General features: G+C 53.0%; 19 protein-coding genes. All 19 read right to left on the bottom strand.

Annotated elements, in window-relative coordinates; all coding sequences use genetic code 11:
* Positions 1 to 45: 45 nt before the first annotated feature.
* The gene (locus MED297_RS22485) at positions 46 to 357 is read right to left on the bottom strand and encodes a murein hydrolase activator EnvC family protein (protein WP_008042610.1); all 312 of its coding nucleotides are present in this window, start codon (positions 355 to 357) and stop codon (positions 46 to 48) included.
* A gap of 686 nt (positions 358 to 1,043) precedes the next feature.
* Entirely contained in the window at positions 1,044 to 1,913 is an 870-nt protein-coding gene (locus MED297_RS04060) for a DUF368 domain-containing protein (RefSeq protein ID WP_040556435.1), read from the bottom strand.
* Positions 1,910 to 2,584, bottom strand: coding sequence for a protein-L-isoaspartate(D-aspartate) O-methyltransferase (locus tag MED297_RS04055; protein WP_008042608.1), 675 nt, complete (start codon positions 2,582 to 2,584; stop codon positions 1,910 to 1,912). Before MED297_RS04055 ends, MED297_RS04060 begins: the two co-directional genes overlap by 4 nt.
* Positions 2,577 to 3,620 (bottom strand): tRNA pseudouridine(13) synthase TruD, encoded by a 1,044-nt coding sequence (truD, locus tag MED297_RS04050; protein WP_008042607.1) that lies wholly within the window; start codon positions 3,618 to 3,620, stop codon positions 2,577 to 2,579. The genes MED297_RS04055 and truD overlap by 8 nt, the downstream gene beginning before the upstream one ends.
* Positions 3,617 to 4,111 carry a 2-C-methyl-D-erythritol 2,4-cyclodiphosphate synthase gene (gene ispF / locus MED297_RS04045; RefSeq protein WP_008042606.1) on the bottom strand — a complete coding sequence of 165 codons (495 nt, stop codon included), beginning with the start codon at positions 4,109 to 4,111 and terminating at the stop codon, positions 3,617 to 3,619. Before ispF ends, truD begins: the two co-directional genes overlap by 4 nt.
* Positions 4,108 to 4,800: a 2-C-methyl-D-erythritol 4-phosphate cytidylyltransferase gene (gene ispD / locus MED297_RS04040; protein WP_040556434.1), complete on the bottom strand. Its 693-nt coding sequence runs from the start codon at positions 4,798 to 4,800 to the stop codon at positions 4,108 to 4,110. The genes ispF and ispD overlap by 4 nt, the downstream gene beginning before the upstream one ends.
* Positions 4,801 to 4,806: 6 nt before the next feature.
* Positions 4,807 to 5,079, bottom strand: coding sequence for a septum formation initiator family protein (locus MED297_RS04035; protein ID WP_008042604.1), 273 nt, complete (start codon positions 5,077 to 5,079; stop codon positions 4,807 to 4,809).
* A 99-nt stretch (positions 5,080 to 5,178) separates the two neighbouring features.
* Positions 5,179 to 6,480 (bottom strand): phosphopyruvate hydratase, encoded by a 1,302-nt coding sequence (eno, locus tag MED297_RS04030; RefSeq protein WP_008042603.1) that lies wholly within the window; start codon positions 6,478 to 6,480, stop codon positions 5,179 to 5,181.
* 155 nt (positions 6,481 to 6,635) lie between these two features.
* Complete coding sequence (locus MED297_RS04025) at positions 6,636 to 8,258, bottom strand: CTP synthase (protein ID WP_008042602.1); 1,623 nt, start codon at positions 8,256 to 8,258, stop codon at positions 6,636 to 6,638.
* A gap of 119 nt (positions 8,259 to 8,377) precedes the next feature.
* Positions 8,378 to 9,691 carry a tRNA lysidine(34) synthetase TilS gene (tilS, locus tag MED297_RS04020; protein WP_154650830.1) on the bottom strand — a complete coding sequence of 438 codons (1,314 nt, stop codon included), beginning with the start codon at positions 9,689 to 9,691 and terminating at the stop codon, positions 8,378 to 8,380.
* Positions 9,692 to 9,703: 12 nt separating this feature from the next.
* The gene (locus MED297_RS04015; protein ID WP_008042600.1) at positions 9,704 to 10,171 is read right to left on the bottom strand and encodes a GNAT family N-acetyltransferase; all 468 of its coding nucleotides are present in this window, start codon (positions 10,169 to 10,171) and stop codon (positions 9,704 to 9,706) included.
* A gap of 143 nt (positions 10,172 to 10,314) precedes the next feature.
* Positions 10,315 to 11,262: an acetyl-CoA carboxylase carboxyl transferase subunit alpha gene (gene accA, locus MED297_RS04010; protein ID WP_008042599.1), complete on the bottom strand. Its 948-nt coding sequence runs from the start codon at positions 11,260 to 11,262 to the stop codon at positions 10,315 to 10,317.
* A gap of 209 nt (positions 11,263 to 11,471) precedes the next feature.
* Complete coding sequence (gene dnaE / locus MED297_RS04005; protein WP_008042594.1) at positions 11,472 to 14,975, bottom strand: DNA polymerase III subunit alpha; 3,504 nt, start codon at positions 14,973 to 14,975, stop codon at positions 11,472 to 11,474.
* 9 nt (positions 14,976 to 14,984) lie between these two features.
* The gene (gene rnhB / locus MED297_RS04000; protein WP_008042593.1) at positions 14,985 to 15,593 is read right to left on the bottom strand and encodes a ribonuclease HII; all 609 of its coding nucleotides are present in this window, start codon (positions 15,591 to 15,593) and stop codon (positions 14,985 to 14,987) included.
* A complete protein-coding gene (gene lpxB, locus MED297_RS03995) occupies positions 15,590 to 16,735 on the bottom strand; it encodes a lipid-A-disaccharide synthase (RefSeq protein WP_008042592.1) in 1,146 nt (381 codons plus the stop codon). Before lpxB ends, rnhB begins: the two co-directional genes overlap by 4 nt.
* Positions 16,735 to 17,505, bottom strand: a complete 771-nt coding sequence (gene lpxA / locus MED297_RS03990) for an acyl-ACP--UDP-N-acetylglucosamine O-acyltransferase (protein WP_008042591.1) — start codon at positions 17,503 to 17,505, stop codon at positions 16,735 to 16,737. Before lpxA ends, lpxB begins: the two co-directional genes overlap by 1 nt.
* Positions 17,502 to 17,960: a 3-hydroxyacyl-ACP dehydratase FabZ gene (fabZ, locus tag MED297_RS03985; RefSeq protein WP_008042590.1), complete on the bottom strand. Its 459-nt coding sequence runs from the start codon at positions 17,958 to 17,960 to the stop codon at positions 17,502 to 17,504. Before fabZ ends, lpxA begins: the two co-directional genes overlap by 4 nt.
* On the bottom strand, positions 17,957 to 18,994 hold the full coding sequence (gene lpxD, locus MED297_RS03980; protein WP_008042589.1) for a UDP-3-O-(3-hydroxymyristoyl)glucosamine N-acyltransferase: 1,038 nt from the start codon (positions 18,992 to 18,994) through the stop codon (positions 17,957 to 17,959). The genes fabZ and lpxD overlap by 4 nt, the downstream gene beginning before the upstream one ends.
* Before the next feature lie 16 nt (positions 18,995 to 19,010).
* Positions 19,011 to 19,556, bottom strand: a complete 546-nt coding sequence (locus MED297_RS03975; protein ID WP_008042588.1) for an OmpH/Skp family outer membrane protein — start codon at positions 19,554 to 19,556, stop codon at positions 19,011 to 19,013.
* Between the last annotated feature and the right edge of the window lie 16 nt (positions 19,557 to 19,572).

The raw sequence follows: 19,572 nt of genomic DNA, 5'->3' as shown, positions 1-19,572 counted from the left end.
CACCTGTGATTCTGACTTACATTAACGGCAGGGAAGGCGTAATCCTTAACGATCTGGCAAATACGTTAAAGGATCGACCGGTTTCCCATTGCGCCGAATCTCGAAGTGCAAACCGGGCTGGTCACCCTGCTTACCCATCGTGGCAATCTGTTGACCCGAACGAACTCGATCTTTTTCTTTGACCAGCATTTCGTCGTTAAACGCGTATGCACTCAACAGCGAGCCGCTATGCTCAAGGATGATCAGGTTCCCATATCCCGGTAAACCATTGCCTGCGTAGACAACAACCCCATTTGTTGCCGCAACTACAGAATCACCAATTCGTCCCCTCAGATCAATGCCTTTTCGATCAGACACTCCAGCCCTATATGTTCGCACTATTTTCCCATCATGCGGCCAAGCCCACGATGCAGGCGGGGTTGATGTAACCGGTTTTAGGTCTTGTTGTGTGTCATTATTTTGACTGGGCTGGGAGTTAACATTTTGTGACGATGACGAACTTTGCGCGGGGGGGCGTGCCACTGCGGGTCGAGAAGGAGATGTCGGCGCTGCAGAAGACTCCCTGAGTGCCAGCGACTGACCCTCATAGATCCGATAATCTGAGCCAATTGAGTTGGCTCTGGCTAGCTTCTTATAATCCAGGCCAAATCGGAACGCGATTGAATACAGCGTATCACCGGGTTTAACGAGGTAGTAGCTCGGATTAGCGACTGATTGAGGTGCTCCTGCGGATTGTGTCGGCTCGGGCGACCTTGTTAGCGGCGTTCGGGGTTCCAATGACGAAAATCGCGCATCATTGATACAGCCACTTAACAGCAAGGCTGCAACAAACATGTACCTTATTTTTGACGCCGTAAACACCGACCCTTTCACCCCGCAAATGACAATGGTTATCAAACTTTTTGATCTGCAACCCGTCTCAGTTTTGCCTGTTTTATTACTGTAAATCAGTCAAACACAGTTTTACATGTCAAAAACATCTAAAAAGAACTATAAAAACCCCAAAAAAAGAGATTTCTATCACAGAAAAAATTTGATTTTCTCTATTTACCTGATCGAGCATGCAGAATTGAAACCACAACGATCCCAACAAAAAACGTCAAAACCGACAATCCAAGCCAGGCAGACTCCGTAGTCACCGAGGCGTATTCAGCAGGCAGATACCACCCTTCGTCAGTTTGCCAGGGCCAAACTTTTACTAAGGCCCCCATGACAAACCCCAGCATGCAACTGATCACAGCATTGTGCCACCGGCTCAACGCCCATTGCAGAATGCGGCTGACTGTCAGTATCCCTGCGGCGCAGCCTAAAGCAACCCACAGAATTGTGACCAACTCCCGCGCATGCACAGCCTCAACGATCACCGGGTATAACCCTAACAACAGCAGCATAAAAGAACCTGAAATGCCGGGTAGCAGCATGGCCGATATAGCCAGCGCGCCACCCAAAAATAAGGTTAAGGGTGTCGCTGTTACTTCCGTTCCAGACGCGGTAATGAGCAACAGGGCAATAATTAATCCAACCAGCAACAACAAAAGATCCGCACCGCTCCAATCCCGATTTCGCACCAGAAAAAACAATGAGGCCAGAATAACACCCATAAAAAACGCCCATACCGCGGGCGGACAGACCGTTAACAGCCAATGCATGAGGTTGAGCATAGAAAACAGGCTGATCAAAATACCACTGCCCACGCACAGCAGAAAGGTGCCATCAATGGACTGCCAGACGTTTCGGAACTCGCCCCGCCAGAGTTGTTGAACTAACGATGGACGAAACGCCGCCAGTGCGGCAATAAAGCGCTCATAAATACCGGTAATCAACGCCATGGTTCCACCGGAAACACCCGGCACAGCATCCGCAGCGCCCATTGCTGCGCCTTTTAGTGCCCAGACGATATAGTCCTTTTTCACTGTGTTTTTACTCCGCTTAACATTGGTACGAAGACCACCGGTTCAATTTGTTGAATGTCGAAATCTTCGCCGCGCTTATCGATCACCGTAAGATACTGTATTTCTTCACCAATCGGCATAATCAAACGCCCACCATCGGGTATCAACTGGTCCAGAAGCTCCGGCGGCGGTGACTTTGGCGCGGCCGTTCCGATGATCACGTCAAAAGGCGCCTGCGTCGGCCAGCCTAAAAATCCGTCTGCCATTTTCAATTGTGTATTGGTCAATCTTAACGTCCGCAATCGAGCCCGGGCTTTGTCCTGAAGGGGTTTAATACGCTCAACACTGAAGACTTCATCGACCAGTTTGGCCAAAACGCAGGTTTGAAATCCTGACCCGGTGCCAATCTCAAGCACCCGTTCATGATGGGGAGCGGCCAGTACCAGTTCTGACATACGCGCCACAATATAGGGTTGTGACAAGGTCTGCGAATAGCCGATCGGAACGGAGATATCCTCATAGGCTTTATGACCCAAGGCCTCATCGACGAACAGATGTCTCGGTACCTGATCAAAGCAGGCAAGTACCGCCGGGTGCCGAATGCCTTGCTCGATAAGCCGCTCAATCATGCGGGTTCGGGTACGGGATGAGGTCATGCCGATCCCTGTTAACGCCGGGTTTCGTTCACTCATCGACGTTTCCTGCCTCTGACTCAGTGTCCAGTTCAAACAGCTCGCTCAGGACAGTCGTGGCGTAAGCACCTGCCGGCAAAAAGAATGAAAAGACCGGATCTCCCTCGACGAACTCCAGCTCCGGTTGTTCGACAAACAATCGAAGCTTTCGAAATTGCCGCATGACTTTCCGACTTTCCAAGGCGTCAATCACTGCTTGATGTTCGGCGAGCTCACCTCTCTCGCGCTGATCCAGCTCTGGATAGGGTTCGCGGTTCAATCCAATCAGACTGGCACAGGCTGATAACTTTCCATCGGCACATCGTTGTACCGTGTCATCGTCAACCTCCGCACAATAAAAGCCGGTCTTCCCCTCGGTAAACTGAACAAAGTCGCCGGGAATCACCTGATCCCAGGTATTGGCTTCGATTCGATTCGAAAGCAGGTCATTAAACAGCCAGGAACGCACCGCAGAGAGAAATATAGACTGTTGATGACGAGGCCGTTTTTCCTGACCAAGCAGCAAAGCAACGCCGGTTTCAATATTCTGCCCCTGGCGACCAAAGCGCTGCGGACCAAAATAGTTTGGTACCCCTGTACGACAAACCTGAGACCAGTTTGACCGTATTACAGCCTCATCTGCACCAGTATTACGAACACGAATCCTAAAGCGATTCCCGATCAACTGACCGGTCTTCAACTTCCGATGATGACGGTTAACCGACAAAATCCGAACTCCGTCAACGTGAAAAAGGTGCTCCGACGGTGCCGTTTTGCCCGGCAAATGCACGGAAAACGTCTGACGGGTAATGCCATGACGATCTTTGAGCCCGGCATAGCTGACATCGCGAGGCTTACAGCCAGCCCAACGGGCGAGTTGACGAGCAACCCAAGCCGTATTCTGCCCATCTTTTTCGACCTCAACCCAGAGATGCTCGCCCTCGCCACTCGGTAGCTCAGGTAAACGTTCTTCAACTCTGAAATCGTCATTGTGTTGCTTTAGCAGGCCCGGGACCCGCTCAAGCCGCAGGCCGGTAGGCCAGGATAGCGTGGTCATTGCGCAGGACTCCGCATCAGCAGGCAGACTGCATGGACGGCAATACCCTCTTTACGGCCAACAAATCCAAGCTTCTCGGTCGTTGTGGCTTTGACATTAATGGCGTCAGCATTCACCTCAAGTACAGCGGCGATGGACGATTTCATCGTCGGTTTATGCGTGTTCAATCTCGGTGTCTGAGCAATCACCGTGATATCGGCGTTGCCCAGGGAATAGCCGGCATCAGTAACCTGACGATAAACCTGACGCAAGAGCTCCCGCGAATCAGCACCACGGTACTCGTCACTGGTATCAGGAAAATGCTCGCCGATGTCTCCCGCGCCAATTGCGCCAAGCAGCGCATCGCTCAGCGCATGCAGCAGGACATCACCGTCGGAGTGAGCCAGCAGCGCATGAGGGGCAGGAATATCAACGCCGCCTAGCCGTATATCACTTGGGGGCGATTGCTCATCAAAACGATGCACATCGTAACCATGCCCGATTCGAATCATGTTTCAGTCTCTTTACTTGTTAAGAACAGTTCAACAATGGCCAGGTCGTCGGCATGCGTCAGCTTAATATTGCGCCGTGAACCTTCAACCAGACCAACATTACCTTCATTCAGTTCGATTGCCGATGCTTCGTCCGTTACCGGAACAGACTGAGCAAGGCACCGCTGCAGCGCGGTGTGCAACTCGCCCAGCCGAAAACATTGAGGTGTCTGCACGGCCCAGAGCGTGGATCGGTCCAACGTTTCCACCTTCGTATCACTGAGTCGCCGTTTCGTGGTGTCCGTCACCGGGGTCGCTAATACGGCGCCGTCTCCGGAAGACTGACAGTAGTGGTACAGTTTCTCGACATCCGCTGTGGAAACGCAAGGACGGGCGACATCGTGCACCATCACCCAATCGTCCGCGGACACCCGTTGCTGCAACCAATGCAGTCCATTCAACACAGAGCCGTAGCGCTCATCCCCGCCATTGACGGTGGTCACCGACGGGTAGTTTGCCGCGATGTTTTGACCGAGCGAATCCCCTTCGGCCAGAACTAAGATGATCTGATCAATGAACGGGAGTGATTGGAACGCCGACAGTGTCCACTCCATAACGGACTTGCCGGCCACGAGGGTATATTGTTTGGGATGTTCTGACCCGAAACGTCGTCCAACACCAGCAGCGGGCAGAATTAAATGACAACTCACGGGGCATTACTCATCAGCAATCAGAACAAAGGTTTCACCGGGTTTTATCAACCCCAGGTTCTGCCGCGCGAGTTCTTCAATCGCGTCATTGCCGGATTTAAGATCGTCGACGCGAGCCTGAAGATTAGCATTAATCCGTTGCTGGGCAGCTAGCCGAGACTGCTCTTCGGCCACGCTATCCAACAGTCGACGATGATCCAGGTATCCGTTTTCAGCAAACCAAAAACGATACTGCAGCAACACAATCAGTATCAGCAATGCAATCTGGACCAGTCTCATATCCGCTCTCTTCAGGTGAAGACGCCATTTTCACGCATAAAAAAAAGGGAGCCAAGCCCCCTTTTTAAAATAACCGGATTATTTTCTCAGCTCAGAGAATCAAGCCTGGCCTTTTACTTCCGCCAGACCGCGGTATGGCGCTTTGTCACCCAGCTCTTCTTCGATACGAATCAGCTGGTTGTATTTAGCAACCCGGTCAGAACGGCTCATAGAACCGGTTTTGATCTGGCCTGCAGCGGTACCAACCGCGAGGTCAGCAATGGTTGCGTCTTCGGTTTCACCGGAACGGTGAGAAATCACAGCCGTATAGCCTGCGTCTTTGGCCATTTTGATCGCAGCCAGCGTTTCTGTCAGAGAACCAATCTGGTTGAACTTGATCAGAATAGAGTTTGCTACACCTTTTTCGATACCTTCTTTCAGGATCTTGGTGTTGGTTACAAACAGGTCATCACCGACCAGCTGGATTTTTCCGCCGAGCAGTTCAGTCTGGTGTTTAAAGCCGTCCCAATCCGACTCATCCAGGCCGTCTTCGATCGAAACGATCGGGAACTGCTTGGTCAGTTCTTCCAGGTACAGGTTGAACTCTTCTGAGGTGAAGACTTTACCTTCACCTTTCATGTTGTAGTTGCCAGCTTCTTTGTCATAGAACTCAGATGCCGCACAGTCCATAGCCAGGGTCACGTCTTTGCCCAGCTCGTAACCTGCTTGTTCAACCGCTTCTTTAATCGCTGCCAACGCTGCTGCATTGCTTTCCAGATTAGGAGCAAAGCCACCTTCGTCACCAACGGCGGTGTTCAGGCCTTTCGATTTAAGAACTTTCGCCAGGTTATGGAACACTTCCGCACCAATGCGCAGGCCTTCCTTCAAGGTTTTCGCGCCAACTGGCTGAATCATGAACTCCTGAATATCAACGTTGTTGTCAGCGTGCTCACCACCGTTGATGATGTTCATCATTGGCAGAGGCATTGAGTACTGACCGCTGGTGCCGTTCAGATCCGCGATGTGAGCGTACAGAGCAACGCCTTTGGCTTCAGCTGCGGCTTTGGCGTTAGCCAGAGACACGGCCAGAATAGCGTTTGCGCCGAAGTTTGACTTGTTTTCGGTACCGTCCAGGTCAATCATGACTTGGTCGATCGCTGCCTGATCCAGAGCATCTTTGCCCAGCAGCGCTTCGCGAATCGGACCATTGACGGCGTCAACTGCTTTGGTAACACCCTTACCCAGGAAACGGCTCTTGTCACCGTCACGCAGTTCTAATGCTTCACGGGAACCTGTTGATGCACCGGATGGCGCCGCTGCACGGCCTTTAAAACCACCTTCCAGAACAACATCCGCCTCAACGGTTGGGTTACCGCGGCTATCAATGATTTCACGAGCTTTAATTTCTACGATCTTTGCCATTGCTTAACTCTCCTGAGTAATAAACCAAATCGGGCTCTATTGTTCGGATTTGGCAGAACAAATTCTTGTTCAGGGTCAATCAAAATGTAGTTTTCTTACAAATTAGGCCCGCATTATAGGCATATACCCAAAAAATGCGAGCCTGAGGCAACCATTCATCGAGAATGATCGTTCACAGCTGAAATAAAACCACTAAATAGCCCATGCCCTTTTCGCGGCGTTGAAGTGAACTCCGGATGGAACTGACAGGCAACAAACCAAGGGTGGTCCGGATTTTCAATGATTTCCACCAGGGCGCCATCTGAAGACCGACCTGCAATGCGCAAACCAGCTTTTTCCAGGTCCTGAACGTAGTGATTGTTAACTTCGTAGCGATGGCGATGGCGCTCAACGATTCGATCTTCACCGTAGGCATCACGGGAAAGACTGCCTTCGGCCAGCTGACACTCCTGACCGCCCAGGCGCATCGTGCCGCCCAGATCCGTGCTTTCATCTCGCTCAACCACTTTACCGTCCGCCTCAATCCATTCGGTAATCAGACCGACAACCGGATGGCGGCTTTGGCGATCAAACTCGGTGGAGTGTGCGCCATCAAAGCCACAGACATTGCGGGCATACTCAATGACGGCCACCTGCATACCCAGGCAAATCCCCAGATACGGCACTTTGTTCTCCCGGGCATAGCGGGCCGCCTGAATCTTTCCTTCGACACCCCGGTGGCCAAATCCGCCGGGTACCAGAATACCCGATACGCCATCCAGCAAACCGGTGCCTTGCTTTTCCAGCTCTTCGGAATCGATGTATTTGATGCTGACTTTGGTTCGGGAACGGATACCGGCGTGATCAATCGCCTCAATCAACGACTTATATGCATCCAGAAGATCCATGTACTTACCGACCATGGCAATGGTCACTTCGCGGTCCGGGTTCAGTTTTCGATCGGTAACGTCTTCCCAATCGGATAAGTCAGGTGTTTCGCAATCCAGACCGAAACGCTCCACGACGAACGCATCCAGTCCGGCCTTGGCCAACATACCCGGAATTCGGTAAATGGTGTCAGCATCCAACAACGGGATAACAGCGCGCTCTTCAACGTTGGTAAACAGGGCAATTTTTCGTAATTCGGTTTTACCGATGGGTCGTTCAGAACGACAAAGCAACACATCCGGCTGCAGACCAATGGTACGGAGCTCTTTTACGGAGTGCTGAGTTGGCTTGGTTTTCACTTCACCGGCTGTGGCAATGTAAGGCACCAATGTCAGATGCATTGACAGTGCGCGTCGGCTGCCCAGTTCCACTTTTAACTGACGTACGGCCTCAAGAAACGGCAGCGACTCAATGTCACCGACAGTCCCGCCAATTTCGACCAGCGCAACATCCGCATCGCCCGCCCCTTCAATAACCCGGCGTTTGATTTCATCCGTGATATGAGGAATAACCTGTACCGTACCGCCAAGATAATCACCACGACGTTCTTTTTTCAGCACATCCTGATAAATCCGACCGGTGGTAAAGTTATTGCGCCGGGTCATGGTGGTATTCACAAAGCGTTCGTAGTGACCCAGATCCAGGTCGGTTTCGGCGCCGTCTTCAGTAACGAAGACTTCACCATGTTGAAATGGGCTCATGGTGCCCGGGTCGACATTGATGTAGGGATCCAGCTTAAGCAGCGTGACCTTCAGGCCTCGAGCTTCCAGAATTGCAGCCAATGAAGCGGAAGCGATACCTTTCCCCAAAGAGGAAACCACACCGCCGGTGACGAATATATAACGAGTCATAGAAGATCCCATCTAAAAAACAAAACCATCCCGGTGATGCGGGCGCGTCACTGGGAATTAAAATCAGGAATTGAGCTGTTCAAGATGGGAGATCAGCATAGCAAAGACGGGGGGTATCCTCAATCGGATTTTTGCCAATCCAGCACAAATCCGGGATTGTCACCAACGGCCAGATGGTCTGCGGACATCAGTTCATCGCCGGCGGCGACCAACTCTTTTCCGCTGAACAGTAGCGGCATCCGGTCGCGCAACCACGGTTTGACGCGGTACTCCTGTAACAGGCGCTTCAAGTCTCTTGATCGGGAACGCCCAAGCGGACGCAACATTTCACCCCCGGCCCTCAACCGCAAAGATAAATCGGGCAGTGTGACACTCAACCGGGGCCCTTCAGTGACCGTCTTAAGACGGACCGATCCGACGCCGGGCCAGACCAAGGCCTCATCCATCTGAACCAGAGGTGCCTGCGACGGAAGCGGCGAATCGGCCACCCAGTACAACGCCGGTCCATGTCGCTGGATAGTGCCTTCGCCGATTCTGACGGAAGGTCGAGCATCTTGCCGGGCATGGACAACTTCATCGAGAACGACTTCCAGTCGCGCTTTTGATGGAACTTTCTGACCCACGGTCGTCAGCCACTGATGCAAAAGCGACAAGATCTGGTCACGACTCAACTCGTCAAGTTGCACCATCTTTAGCCCCTGGTCATGAGACAACCGGTGCGCCAATGCTTCGCTCATATCAACAGACGACGTCTCCGTCCCGGCGATCAGCTGTTGCGTCTGCAGAATGCGCTGCCGATAACCCGGCCAGCGAGACTCAATCTTCGGTAAAACCTCATGCCGGAGAAAATTGCGGTCAAACCTTGTATCCTCATTCGACTCGTCGTCAATCCACCGCAACCCATGATGCTGAGCCATGAGTTCAATATCCTGTCGACTGGTGGTTAATAACGGGCGAATGATTCGATAACCATCCCGGTTTGATTCCTGAACCATCCCCTGAAGACCATGCTGGCCAGCTCCGCGCAACAGTCGCAGAAAAAAAGTTTCTATCTGGTCGTCAAGATGGTGACCCAGCAACAGGGTTCCGCCTTCGGGCATCACATTGGCAAACGCGTCATAGCGACGATCACGGGCATCCGATTCGATGCCCTGCCCGCGATTACCCACCTCAACAGTGCGGACGATACACGAACACCCTAACTGCTCGGCCTGAGCGACGCAGTGCTCTTGCCATTGTGTCGCGAACTCAGACACCTGATGATTAACATGGATGGCCGTAACCTGATCGGCTCCATAGGCCTGGCAAGCCAATGAGAGGAGCAAAATAGAGTCGACGCCACCGGAGTATCCGACATAGACAGGTGGTTGAAAATTTCGACGCAACTCACGTTGCAAATCCAGGAACATGTTTTCAATTTGGAGGGACGACACAGACACGCGATCCTAATCTAGCAGCCACAAATAGCGAAGTTTTTCACGATCACCGCGTCGCCACAACTCGGAACCTCGCGGAACGGCCAGCCGTTCCACATACACCGCGCCAAGCTTTTCACAAGTTCGAATCGAAGCATGATTATCGGGATTACAGGTTATCCAGAGCTGATGGTAGTGATTAGCCAGCGCAACTGTTTTCAACAACCGACAGGCTTCAACGGCATAACTGTGACCACGATAGGCCTTATCGATGCCGTAACCAACCTGACCGCCATAAAGAACCAACGGCTCGGCGTCACTGAGCCGTAAATCAATCTGTCCGACACGAGTGCCATCATGAAACACAATATCAAATAAATAAGCAGGCACCCCTTCCAGGGCTTCGTGCTCATCCAGCACTCGATTCAATACCAGCGCCAGCGTTTCACCGACGATTGGTTCGTTGAGAGAAAAGGTTGTGGATATGGCGTTCGTCACCCAGCACCTCCGGCCGGTCAGCCCTGTTCATCAGGGCAACAATGGAGATGAGTCGGCCTGCCAGGAACGAACAATCGGTAAACCGTTGATTCCGAAGGCTACGCGCTCATGCAGTCTGTTCATGAACGCGCTCCAGGGCTCGATCAAGCTCCGTAAGACATCAAACGCTCGTAACGCGTTGACAACAAATCATCCAGAGGCAACGTCTTCAGGGCCTCCAGCTGAGATTCTAAGGTCTGCTTGAGGCTGGCGGCCATTTCATCGTAATCACGATGAGCCCCGCCGAGCGGTTCTTTGATGACATGGTCTATCAAACCCAACTCTTTAAGTCGTGGCGCCGTAATGCCCATTGCCTCGGCAGCATCCGATGCCCGCTCTGCTGTTTTCCAGAGAATAGAGGCACAGCCTTCCGGCGAAATAACGGAATAGGTGCTGTATTGCAACATGTTCACCCGGTCCCCGACACCAATGGCCAACGCCCCACCAGAACCGCCTTCCCCGATCACCGTACAGATGATCGGCACCTGAAGAGAGGACATCTTCAACAGATTATAAGCGATTGCTTCGGATTGACCACGTTCTTCAGCACCAATACCCGGATAAGCGCCCATGGTGTTGATAAAGGTGATGACCGGCATCTTAAACCGTTCAGCAAGCTGCATCAGCCGCAATGCTTTGCGATAACCTTCTGGCCGCGGCATCGCAAAGTTGCGTCGTACGTTTTCCGCAACTTCACGTCCTTTCTGATGCCCGATGACCATGACAGGCTCACCATTCAGCCGAGCCGTTCCACCGACAATCGCAGCATCGTCTGCATAGTGACGATCACCATGCAGCTCATCGAAATCGGTAAATATCCGCTCAATATAATCCAGGGTATAAGGACGTCGGGGATGACGGGCAACCTGTGACACCTGCCAGGAGCTTAACTTACTGTAAATCTGCTCTGTCAACTTGCGTGACTGAGTGCTGAGCTTATCGATCTCACCGGAAATGTTCAGATCGTTTCGGTGACCAACCAGGCGAAGCTCATCAATTTTGGCGATCAGTTCAGCAATTGGCTGCTCAAATTCTAAATAATCCGGATTCATGTCTATTCCTATGTCGGCTGATGCCCTGATCAACACTGTTGGGCGTTTCAGCTCTATTGAGACGTTTTATCAGTATTCGGATCAGACTAATGGGTTGTCCGACACCGAGCAAGAGGCCCGGTGTCGATTGAGCTATGAACAAAAGTAAACAATAGTCATCCGTTATTGCGCCGTGCGCCAGAACAAATGACCAAGCCAACGCTCAAGGCTCAGTACCGGAACCGATACTGGTCGTCACCAAACTCAGTTTTCAGCTGGTGCAGCACCTCATCTTCGAGAGGAATCCGATAATCCCCGCCGAGCTCAATCATCCCGTTTGCCCGGTCATTGCGGTAAGCAATCCAGACCTTGCAACCCTGATCTTCCGGCAAATCGGCACGAAGGATTGGCTGCAATCGATTCAGGAAATCCCGGGAGGCTTCCTGCTGGACTCGGAACTCAATACCTTTGATCAGCGCCTGACGAGCTTCGACCAGTGTATAAACCCGTTGAGCCCGTATTCTGGGGCGATCATTGTAATCGTCCCAACCAGCTTCGGCTTCCACCACAATGACGGTGTCCGGGACGATGAGGTCTTTAAACTCAGTATAAACATCACCGAACAATGTCATTTCGATCCGACCGGTCCGGTCATCCAAAGTGACAATGGCCATGGTGTCACCACGTTGGGTTTGCCGCGTTCGTACGCCCATCACCAGACCCGCGAGGGTCTTGATATTACCTCTGCGCGCCCGTTTCAGTTCCTCAGCCGAACCATCCAGCTCACCAAGCCGTAACGTCGCCACCTGACGGACTTCATTTTCGAACTCATCGATGGGGTGACCTGTCAGATACAGACCCAAAGTATCTTTTTCGCCGGCCAGTCTGATTTTCAGCGTCGATTCCCGAACATGCGCGTACGGCTCATACACATCACCGGTTTCTTCAGCTTCAATCGCGCCAAACATGTCCATCATACCGGCCGCTGCGTTGGCGGCGCTCTGCTCTGCGGTCTTGACGGCGTCCGGCGTCGCTTCCAGCATCAACTGTCGATTGGGACCGATCGAATCCAGAGCACCCGCCTTGATCAACGCTTCAATGGAGCGCTTATTGACCTTTTTCGGATCAATGCGCTCACAAAAATCAAACAGGTCTTTAAACGGACCACCACTGCGACGGGCATTTACGATGGCTTCCACCGGCCCCTCGCCTACGCCTTTGATCGCACCAAGACCGTAAATGATCTGGTCTTGTTCGTTAACCGTGAAGTAGTAATCGCCGGCATTCACATCTGGCGGCAGGACATCGATGTTGATCTGTCGACACTCTTCGACAAAGATCACCACTTTTTCGGTGTTCTGAAGTTCCGATGACATGGTCGCGGCCATGAAGGCGGCCGGGTAGTGAGTTTTGAGCCACAGAGTCTGATAGGACACGAGAGCATAGGCGGCGGAGTGCGACTTGTTAAAACCATAGCCGGCAAATTTTTCCACCAGGTCAAAGATTCTCATGGCCAGGTTGCCATCCACCCCCTTGCCGATGGCGCCTTCTTCAAAAATGGCACGCTGCTTGGCCATCTCTTCGGGCTTTTTCTTACCCATGGCTCGACGCAGCATGTCTGCGCCGCCCAGCGTATAACCGGCAAGGACCTGGGCGATCTGCATCACCTGTTCCTGATACAGAATAATCCCATAGGTTGGCGCCAGAATCGGCTCCAGCCACTCATGCTGATATTGCGAGTCCGGATATGACAGTTCTTCCCGACCGTGCTTACGGTTAATGAAGTTATCGACCATGCCGGACTGCAGAGGACCGGGCCGGAACAACGCCACCAGGGCGATCATGTCTTCCAGGCAGTCTGGCTGCAGACGCATCACCAGATCTTTCATCCCCCGGGACTCGAGCTGAAACACAGCGGTGGTTTTCGCCTGTTGCAACAGTTCAAAAGACGCGGCGTCATCCAGCGGAATGTGGGCAATATCGATGGGTTCTTTACCCTGAGCTTCGAGCCGCGGATTGATGATTTTCAATGCCCAGTCAATGATGGTCAGGGTCCGCAGACCGAGGAAGTCGAACTTCACCAGGCCAGCCGCTTCCACGTCATTTTTATCATACTGAGTGACCAATCCCGTGCCGTCTTCTTCGCACAACAGCGGCGAAAAGTCCGTCAGTTTGGTGGGGGCAATCACCACGCCGCCGGCGTGTTTACCGGTTTGCCGGGTAATACCCTCGAGCTTCAGGGCCATTTCCCAGATTTCAGCCGCTTCTTCGTCCTCTTCCAGGAACTCCTTCAGCTCCGCCACCTCGTCCAGGGCTTTGGTCAGCTTCATGCCCGGGTCAGGCGGAATCAGTTTCGACAGTTTGTCGGCCAGGCCAAAGGGTTTGCCCTGAACCCGAGCCACGTCGCGTACCACCGCTTTCGCAGCCATGGTCCCGAAGGTCACAATCTGAGAGACGGCCTGTCGTCCGTACGTTTCAGCCACATAATTAATCACGCGTTCGCGACCTTCCATACAGAAGTCCACGTCAAAGTCCGGCATCGAAACCCGCTCAGGGTTTAGAAAGCGCTCAAACAGCAGATCGTATTCAATCGGGTCGAGGTCGGTAATATCGAGCACCCAAGCCACCAGCGAGCCTGCACCGGAGCCCCGGCCCGGTCCAACAGGAACGCCGTTGTTTTTGCCCCACCGGATAAAGTCCATCACGATCAGGAAGTAACCCGGAAACCCCATCTGAATGATGATATCGAGTTCGAACTTGAGTCGATCAAAATACTGCTGGCGGCGCTCTTCGAAATCCGGTTGCTTCGGGTCTAATGCCACAGCCAATCGACGTTCAAGGCCCTCAGCGGACAACTGACGAAAATAGTCATCCATGGTGAGGCCTTCGGGCACCGGATAATCGGGCAGGAAGTACTTACCTAGCTGAACGGTGGCCGAGCATCGCTGCGCGATAAGCACCGAGTTTTCCAACGCTTGAGGGATGTCCCGAAACAACTCGGTCATCTCATCGGAGGATTTCAGATACTGTTCTTCAGCATAGCGGCGAGGCCGCTTAGGGTCGTCAATGGTGACGCCGTCATTAATGCAGACCCGGGTTTCGTGCGCCTCAAAGTCTTCCCGGGTCAGGAACATCACATCGTTGGTCGCGACCACCGGAACGCCATACTTCCGACCCAGAGCCACTGCACCTTGCACCAAAGACTCATCCTGATCACGACCTGTCCGTTGCAACTCCAGATAATAACGATCGCCAAACACTGATTTCCAATGCTGCACCAGAGATTCCGCGCGATCGTTGTTGCCCCGCAGCAACGCGTAACCGACATCGCCCAATCGGGCACCAGACAAGACAATGAGGCCTTCGTTTTTTTCGGCTAACCATTCCACGCGGGTGATAGCACGATCATGTTTTTGGTTTTTCTGAAAGCCGTCCGAAATGAGTTCCGTGAGATTCCGATAGCCGGTCTCGTTCATCGCCAGCACCGTCATCAGGAACGGGGCATTGTCGTCATCGGGGTTCTCGATATACAGATCCGCGCCCAAAATCGGTTTAATGCCAGCGCCGAGACAGCCGTTGTAAAACTTAACCAAGCCAAAAAAGTTACTGATATCAGTGACGGCAACCGCTGGAAACTCCAGCTCACTGGCTCGGTTGATGAGATCTTTGATTCTGACGATGCCGTCCGTCAGCGAATATTCGGTATGAAGGCGCAGATGTACAAATGAAGTCATAACAGTGTCTTATTGTGAAATTTCAACGAGCTTTCGAACCGGTGCAAAAGACCGCCGATGCTCTTTGAGAGGTCCAAACTTTACCAAGGCTGCCAGATGTTGCGCGGTACCGTAGCCTTTGTGTTGATCAAAGCCATATTCAGGGTGCTGTTGGTGAAGGTCAAGCATCTGCTGATCGCGGGTTACCTTGGCCAGAATGGAGGCAGCGGATATCGCCGGTACGGAACCGTCGCCCTTTACAATTGCTTCGGCGGGGCACGGTAAGCCCGGCGGCAACCGATTGCCATCAATCAAACAAAAGTTCGGTGCGACCGACAATGCCTCGACTGCGCGACGCATCGCCAGCATGGTTGCACCCAAAATGTTCAGTTCATCGATTTCTTCCACACTCGCTTCTGCAACGGCATAGCTTAACGCGTTTTCACGAATATGTTGGCTTAGCGCGAGTCGACGAGCCGGGCTCAGCTTTTTCGAGTCATTTAAGCCATCAATCGGGCGAGCCGGATCCAAAATGACCGCCGCCGTGACTACCTTGCCGGCCAAGGGACCGCGACCAACCTCATCAACCCCGGCCACATGGCTCAGCTCAGCGCCGAAATCAAATCCATTCTGCGTCATAGGGTAACCAGCGACAAAACCGCTTTGGCTGCTTCTTCATCGGCATTGCGGGCCATGTACTGATGCCAGTGTTCCGCCCGTTCAACGAACGCGCGCCGGTAGGCCTTGTCGGTCAGCGCCGTCTTTAAATCTGCACTCAGTTGCTCTGGCGTTGCGGCTTCCTGAAGCCGCTCTGGAACCCAGTACCGCTGCTCAAGTATATTAGGCAACGATACCCACTCCGTTGTCGCCAGAGACGATATCAGCCAGTAAGAAAAGCCACTCATGCGGTAAGCCACCACCATGGGTTTCTTCAGCAGCATGGTTTGTAATGTCGCGGTACCTGAGGCCACCAATACGGCATCACTGGCAGTGATGACAGCATCTGCTTGCCCGTCGATCACCTGATAGTGAAACCCGGGTGAGTGTGCCTGCAGCCACTGCGTGATCTGCTGATTACGGGCTTCGTTTGCAGCCGGAATCAGAACCTGTAACGTTGGCAGCTCTTGGGCAACGGCGCTCATGGTCTCGGCAAATATCGGTAATAAACGAGACACCTCAGAAGATCGCGATCCGGGCAGCATGGCGACAACGGGTTGATCTGAGAGCAGCTCAAACTGCTGCCTTGCCTGCTGAGTATCGGGCTTCATCGGAAGACGATCAGCCATGGTATGGCCGACAAATGTGACCGGGATCGATTCCTGCTGATAGAAGTCTGCCTCGAATGGCAGCAAGGTCAGCATGTGATCAACGGCTTGACGAATTTTTCGAATGCGCCCTTTTCTCCAGGCCCATACCGATGGTGACACATAGTGTACGGTTCGGATGCCGGCCCGTCGCAAACGTTTTTCCAGACCCAGATTGAAATCTGGCGCATCGATGCCAATGAACACATCCGCTTGCCATTGGCAGCACCATTGAAAAAACGCCCGGCGCACTTTCAATAACTCAGGCAGACGTCCGAGGACTTCCGAAATGCCCATAACGGACAGTCGCTCCATCGGAACCCGACTGACCAACCCTTCGGCTTCCATCAAGGGTCCACCAATACCGGCAAACTCAATATCCGGATAATGGGCTTTCAGAGCCTTCATCAGACCCGCCCCTAAGGTATCACCACTGGACTCTCCCGCCAGTAAAGCGACTTTCAAGGGCTTCGCCATCAGCGCGCAATACCTCGACGAGATCGTTCAACACTGTCGATAAACACCTGCAGTTCAGGGTGCTCTGCAACCATGGGATGCAGCTCAGCCATCGCTTCCGTCACGGTTTTGCTTTCACGATATACAGTTTTATAGGCTTGACGCAGCGCTTTGATAGCGTCCCGGGAATATCCCCGACGCTTCAGGCCCTCAACATTAATACCATGTGGCGTGGCGGGATAACCCTGCATGGTCACGAACGCGGGAATGTCTTTCAGTACGGTAGAGCCGGCACCAACAAAGGCGTGGGTACCAATCTGACAGAACTGGTGAACTCCGGTATTACCGCCAAGGATGGCGTGATCATCAATCACGCAATGGCCAGCAACCTGAGCACTGTTGGCCAGGATAACGTGATCACCCACAATGCAGTCATGGGCAACATGGCTGTAAGCCATAAACAGGCAGTGATTGCCGATGCGGGTTTCTTCGGCGTCCTGAATGGTACCGCGCTGCAGTGTGGTAAACTCACGAATGGTGTTGTCATCGCCAATGATCAAGCGGGTCGGTTCACCCTTGTATTTAAGGTCCTGGCACTCTTCGCCGACACTGGCAAACTGAAAGATACGGTTGCGTTTGCCGATAACCGTGGGGCCCTTGATCACAGTGTGAGGGCCCACTTCAGTCCCTTCACCAATCACAACATCCGGTCCGATGACCGCATAAGGTCCAATGGTCACATCGTCAGCGATGCGTGCAGCGGGGTCGATAATAGCGGTCGAATGAATCACGCGTCCGCCTTACGCTCAGCGCACAGAATGTCGGCGCTGGCGGCTAACTGGCCGTCAACCGTCGCCTTCGCAGATACTTTCAACATGCCACGACGCTCAGACACGTATGTGACTTCCATATCCAAGCGATCACCCGGTACCACCTGACGCTTGAACTTGACATTATCGAGTCCGGCAAACAGATACAAATAGCCGTCTGATGGTCGATGACCGGAACCGAGAAAACCAAAGACTGCCGTTAACTGAGCCATGGCTTCACAGATCAGCACTCCTGGGAAAATCGCCTTATCCGGGAAGTGTCCCTGAAACAGCGCTTCGTTGGCTGAGACATTTTTGTAACCACAGATACGGACACCCGGTTCAATCTCAGTCACCCGATCTAAAAGCAAAAATGGGTAGCGATGTGGCAGCAGCGCTTTAATCTGCTCAATATCTAACGGCAGAGTTTCTGTCATTCTCCGGTTTCTCCTGATAACTTTTTTTCTAACGCCTGCAAACGCGTCTGTAGGGACTCCAGCTGACGGATTCTGGCAATCTGCTTACGCCATTCCCGGTTCGTCGTTGCGGGCAACCCGCTGGAGTATAGACCAGGTTCTTTGGTGCCCTTAGTGACCATCGCCCGGCCGGTGAAGTGACTGCCGGCAGCAATATCAATGTGCCCGGCGAACCCTGCCTGTCCGGCAATGGTGCAGCCGGCACCAACATGGGTGCTGCCCGAGATGCCCACCTGACTCGCCATCGCCACACCTTCATCAATGCGCACGTTATGACCCAGCTGAACCAGATTATCGATGATGACATCGTCGGCGATAACGGTGTCCTCAATAGCGCCACGGTCAATGGTCGAGTTCGCGCCAACCTCAACGCGATCACCAATCACCACCCGTCCCAGTTGCGCAATGGCCTGCCAGCGGCCCTGATTCGGCGCATACCCGAAACCACTGCCACCAATGACCACTCCGCTTTGGAACACACAATCGGCGCCGATGATACAATCATGCTGGATGGTGACGTTTGGTCGAAGGACCGTACGCGCACCGATCACGGTGTTGTCTTCAACAACACACCCATGCCCGACTTCAACGCCGTCAGCCAACTGAACGCCGGCACAAACAACCGCATTGGCGCCAATAGCCACGCCCTCACCTAGGGTTGCTGATGGATCGACCGCGGCGCTGGGATGAATCGAGGTCAACTTTGGGCGCTGATCAAACAGATGAGACGCGCGGGCATACGCCAGGTAAGGGTCCGCCACAACCAGTGCGATGGTGCCTTCCGGGCAATGTTCCACTTCCTTCTCGCTCAGAAATACGGCACTGGCGGCTGTTGCTGCCAGATCCCGTCGATACTTAGCGCTGGATAAAAAGGACAGGTCCCCTTCGGAGGCTTTATCCAAGGGTGCTGCGGCCTGAATAACGGTCTCCAGCATGGCGTCCTCAATCGGTCGCACCTCGCCGGCCACCCGAACAATATCTGCCAGTTTCAACATGGCGACTCCTTAGAATTTACTCAGTCGGACTGTTCGACTCGGCCTGTGACTCATACCACTCATCGAACGCGGCCATGACGGTTTCGGTAATATCTGGAACATCTTCGTTCCAAAGTACAGCCTGGCTATCAATCACCAACGATACACCATTCGCTTCAACATACGCCGAGACCACTTCCCGAATTGCCGGACGATACTGTTCAATGAACTCTTGTTGCTTTTGCTGCTGAACCTGTTGGATCCGATTGGATAGCTGTGCCTGATTGGCCGCCAGAACCTGAAGCTCCTGTTGAAACGTCTGCACCTCGGCTTCGGTCAGAATGTCCTTATCCGTTTCCAGACGGGACTGACGGGTCTGAATCTGCTGGGCAATGTCATTCAGCTGATCCTGACCGGGTCTGAGAACTTCATTCAGACTGGTCTGGGCATCGGCTGCGGCCGCACTGTTGAACAGCACGGCTTGATAATTCATCACAACAATGTCTGTTTCTGCCTGAACGGTACCAGCGGATAACGCCAGGCCGGCAGTCAGAGTCAGGATGGCTATCGCTCGATTAAACATACAGTTCTCTCCTTTG

Source organism: Reinekea blandensis MED297, from assembly GCF_000153185.1.
GTDB classification, from domain to species: Bacteria; Pseudomonadota; Gammaproteobacteria; order Pseudomonadales; family Natronospirillaceae; genus Reinekea; species Reinekea blandensis.
The sequence above is the reverse complement of the archived record's forward strand: the minus strand, read 5'-3'. Positions and strand labels throughout refer to the sequence as shown.

Bases quoted from the DNA above. Each gene is read 5' to 3' on its own strand.
- MED297_RS04025 (WP_008042602.1), bottom strand. From the start codon at position 8,258: ATGACTCGTTATATATTCGTCACCGGCGGTGTGGTTTCCTCTTTGGGG.
- lpxB (WP_008042592.1), bottom strand. From the start codon at position 16,735: ATGGCGAAGCCCTTGAAAGTCGCTTTACTGGCGGGAGAGTCCAGTGGT.
- MED297_RS03975 (WP_008042588.1), bottom strand. From the start codon at position 19,556: ATGTTTAATCGAGCGATAGCCATCCTGACTCTGACTGCCGGCCTGGCG.
- MED297_RS04035 (WP_008042604.1), bottom strand. From the start codon at position 5,079: ATGAGACTGGTCCAGATTGCATTGCTGATACTGATTGTGTTGCTGCAG.
- dnaE (WP_008042594.1), bottom strand. From the start codon at position 14,975: ATGACTTCATTTGTACATCTGCGCCTTCATACCGAATATTCGCTGACG.
- truD (WP_008042607.1), bottom strand. From the start codon at position 3,620: ATGACCACGCTATCCTGGCCTACCGGCCTGCGGCTTGAGCGGGTCCCG.
- rnhB (WP_008042593.1), bottom strand. From the start codon at position 15,593: ATGACGCAGAATGGATTTGATTTCGGCGCTGAGCTGAGCCATGTGGCC.
- ispF (WP_008042606.1), bottom strand. From the start codon at position 4,111: ATGATTCGAATCGGGCATGGTTACGATGTGCATCGTTTTGATGAGCAA.
- MED297_RS04055 (WP_008042608.1), bottom strand. From the start codon at position 2,584: ATGAGTGAACGAAACCCGGCGTTAACAGGGATCGGCATGACCTCATCC.
- lpxD (WP_008042589.1), bottom strand. From the start codon at position 18,994: ATGTTGAAACTGGCAGATATTGTTCGGGTGGCCGGCGAGGTGCGACCG.
- accA (WP_008042599.1), bottom strand. From the start codon at position 11,262: ATGAATCCGGATTATTTAGAATTTGAGCAGCCAATTGCTGAACTGATC.
- fabZ (WP_008042590.1), bottom strand. From the start codon at position 17,960: ATGACAGAAACTCTGCCGTTAGATATTGAGCAGATTAAAGCGCTGCTG.
- eno (WP_008042603.1), bottom strand. From the start codon at position 6,480: ATGGCAAAGATCGTAGAAATTAAAGCTCGTGAAATCATTGATAGCCGC.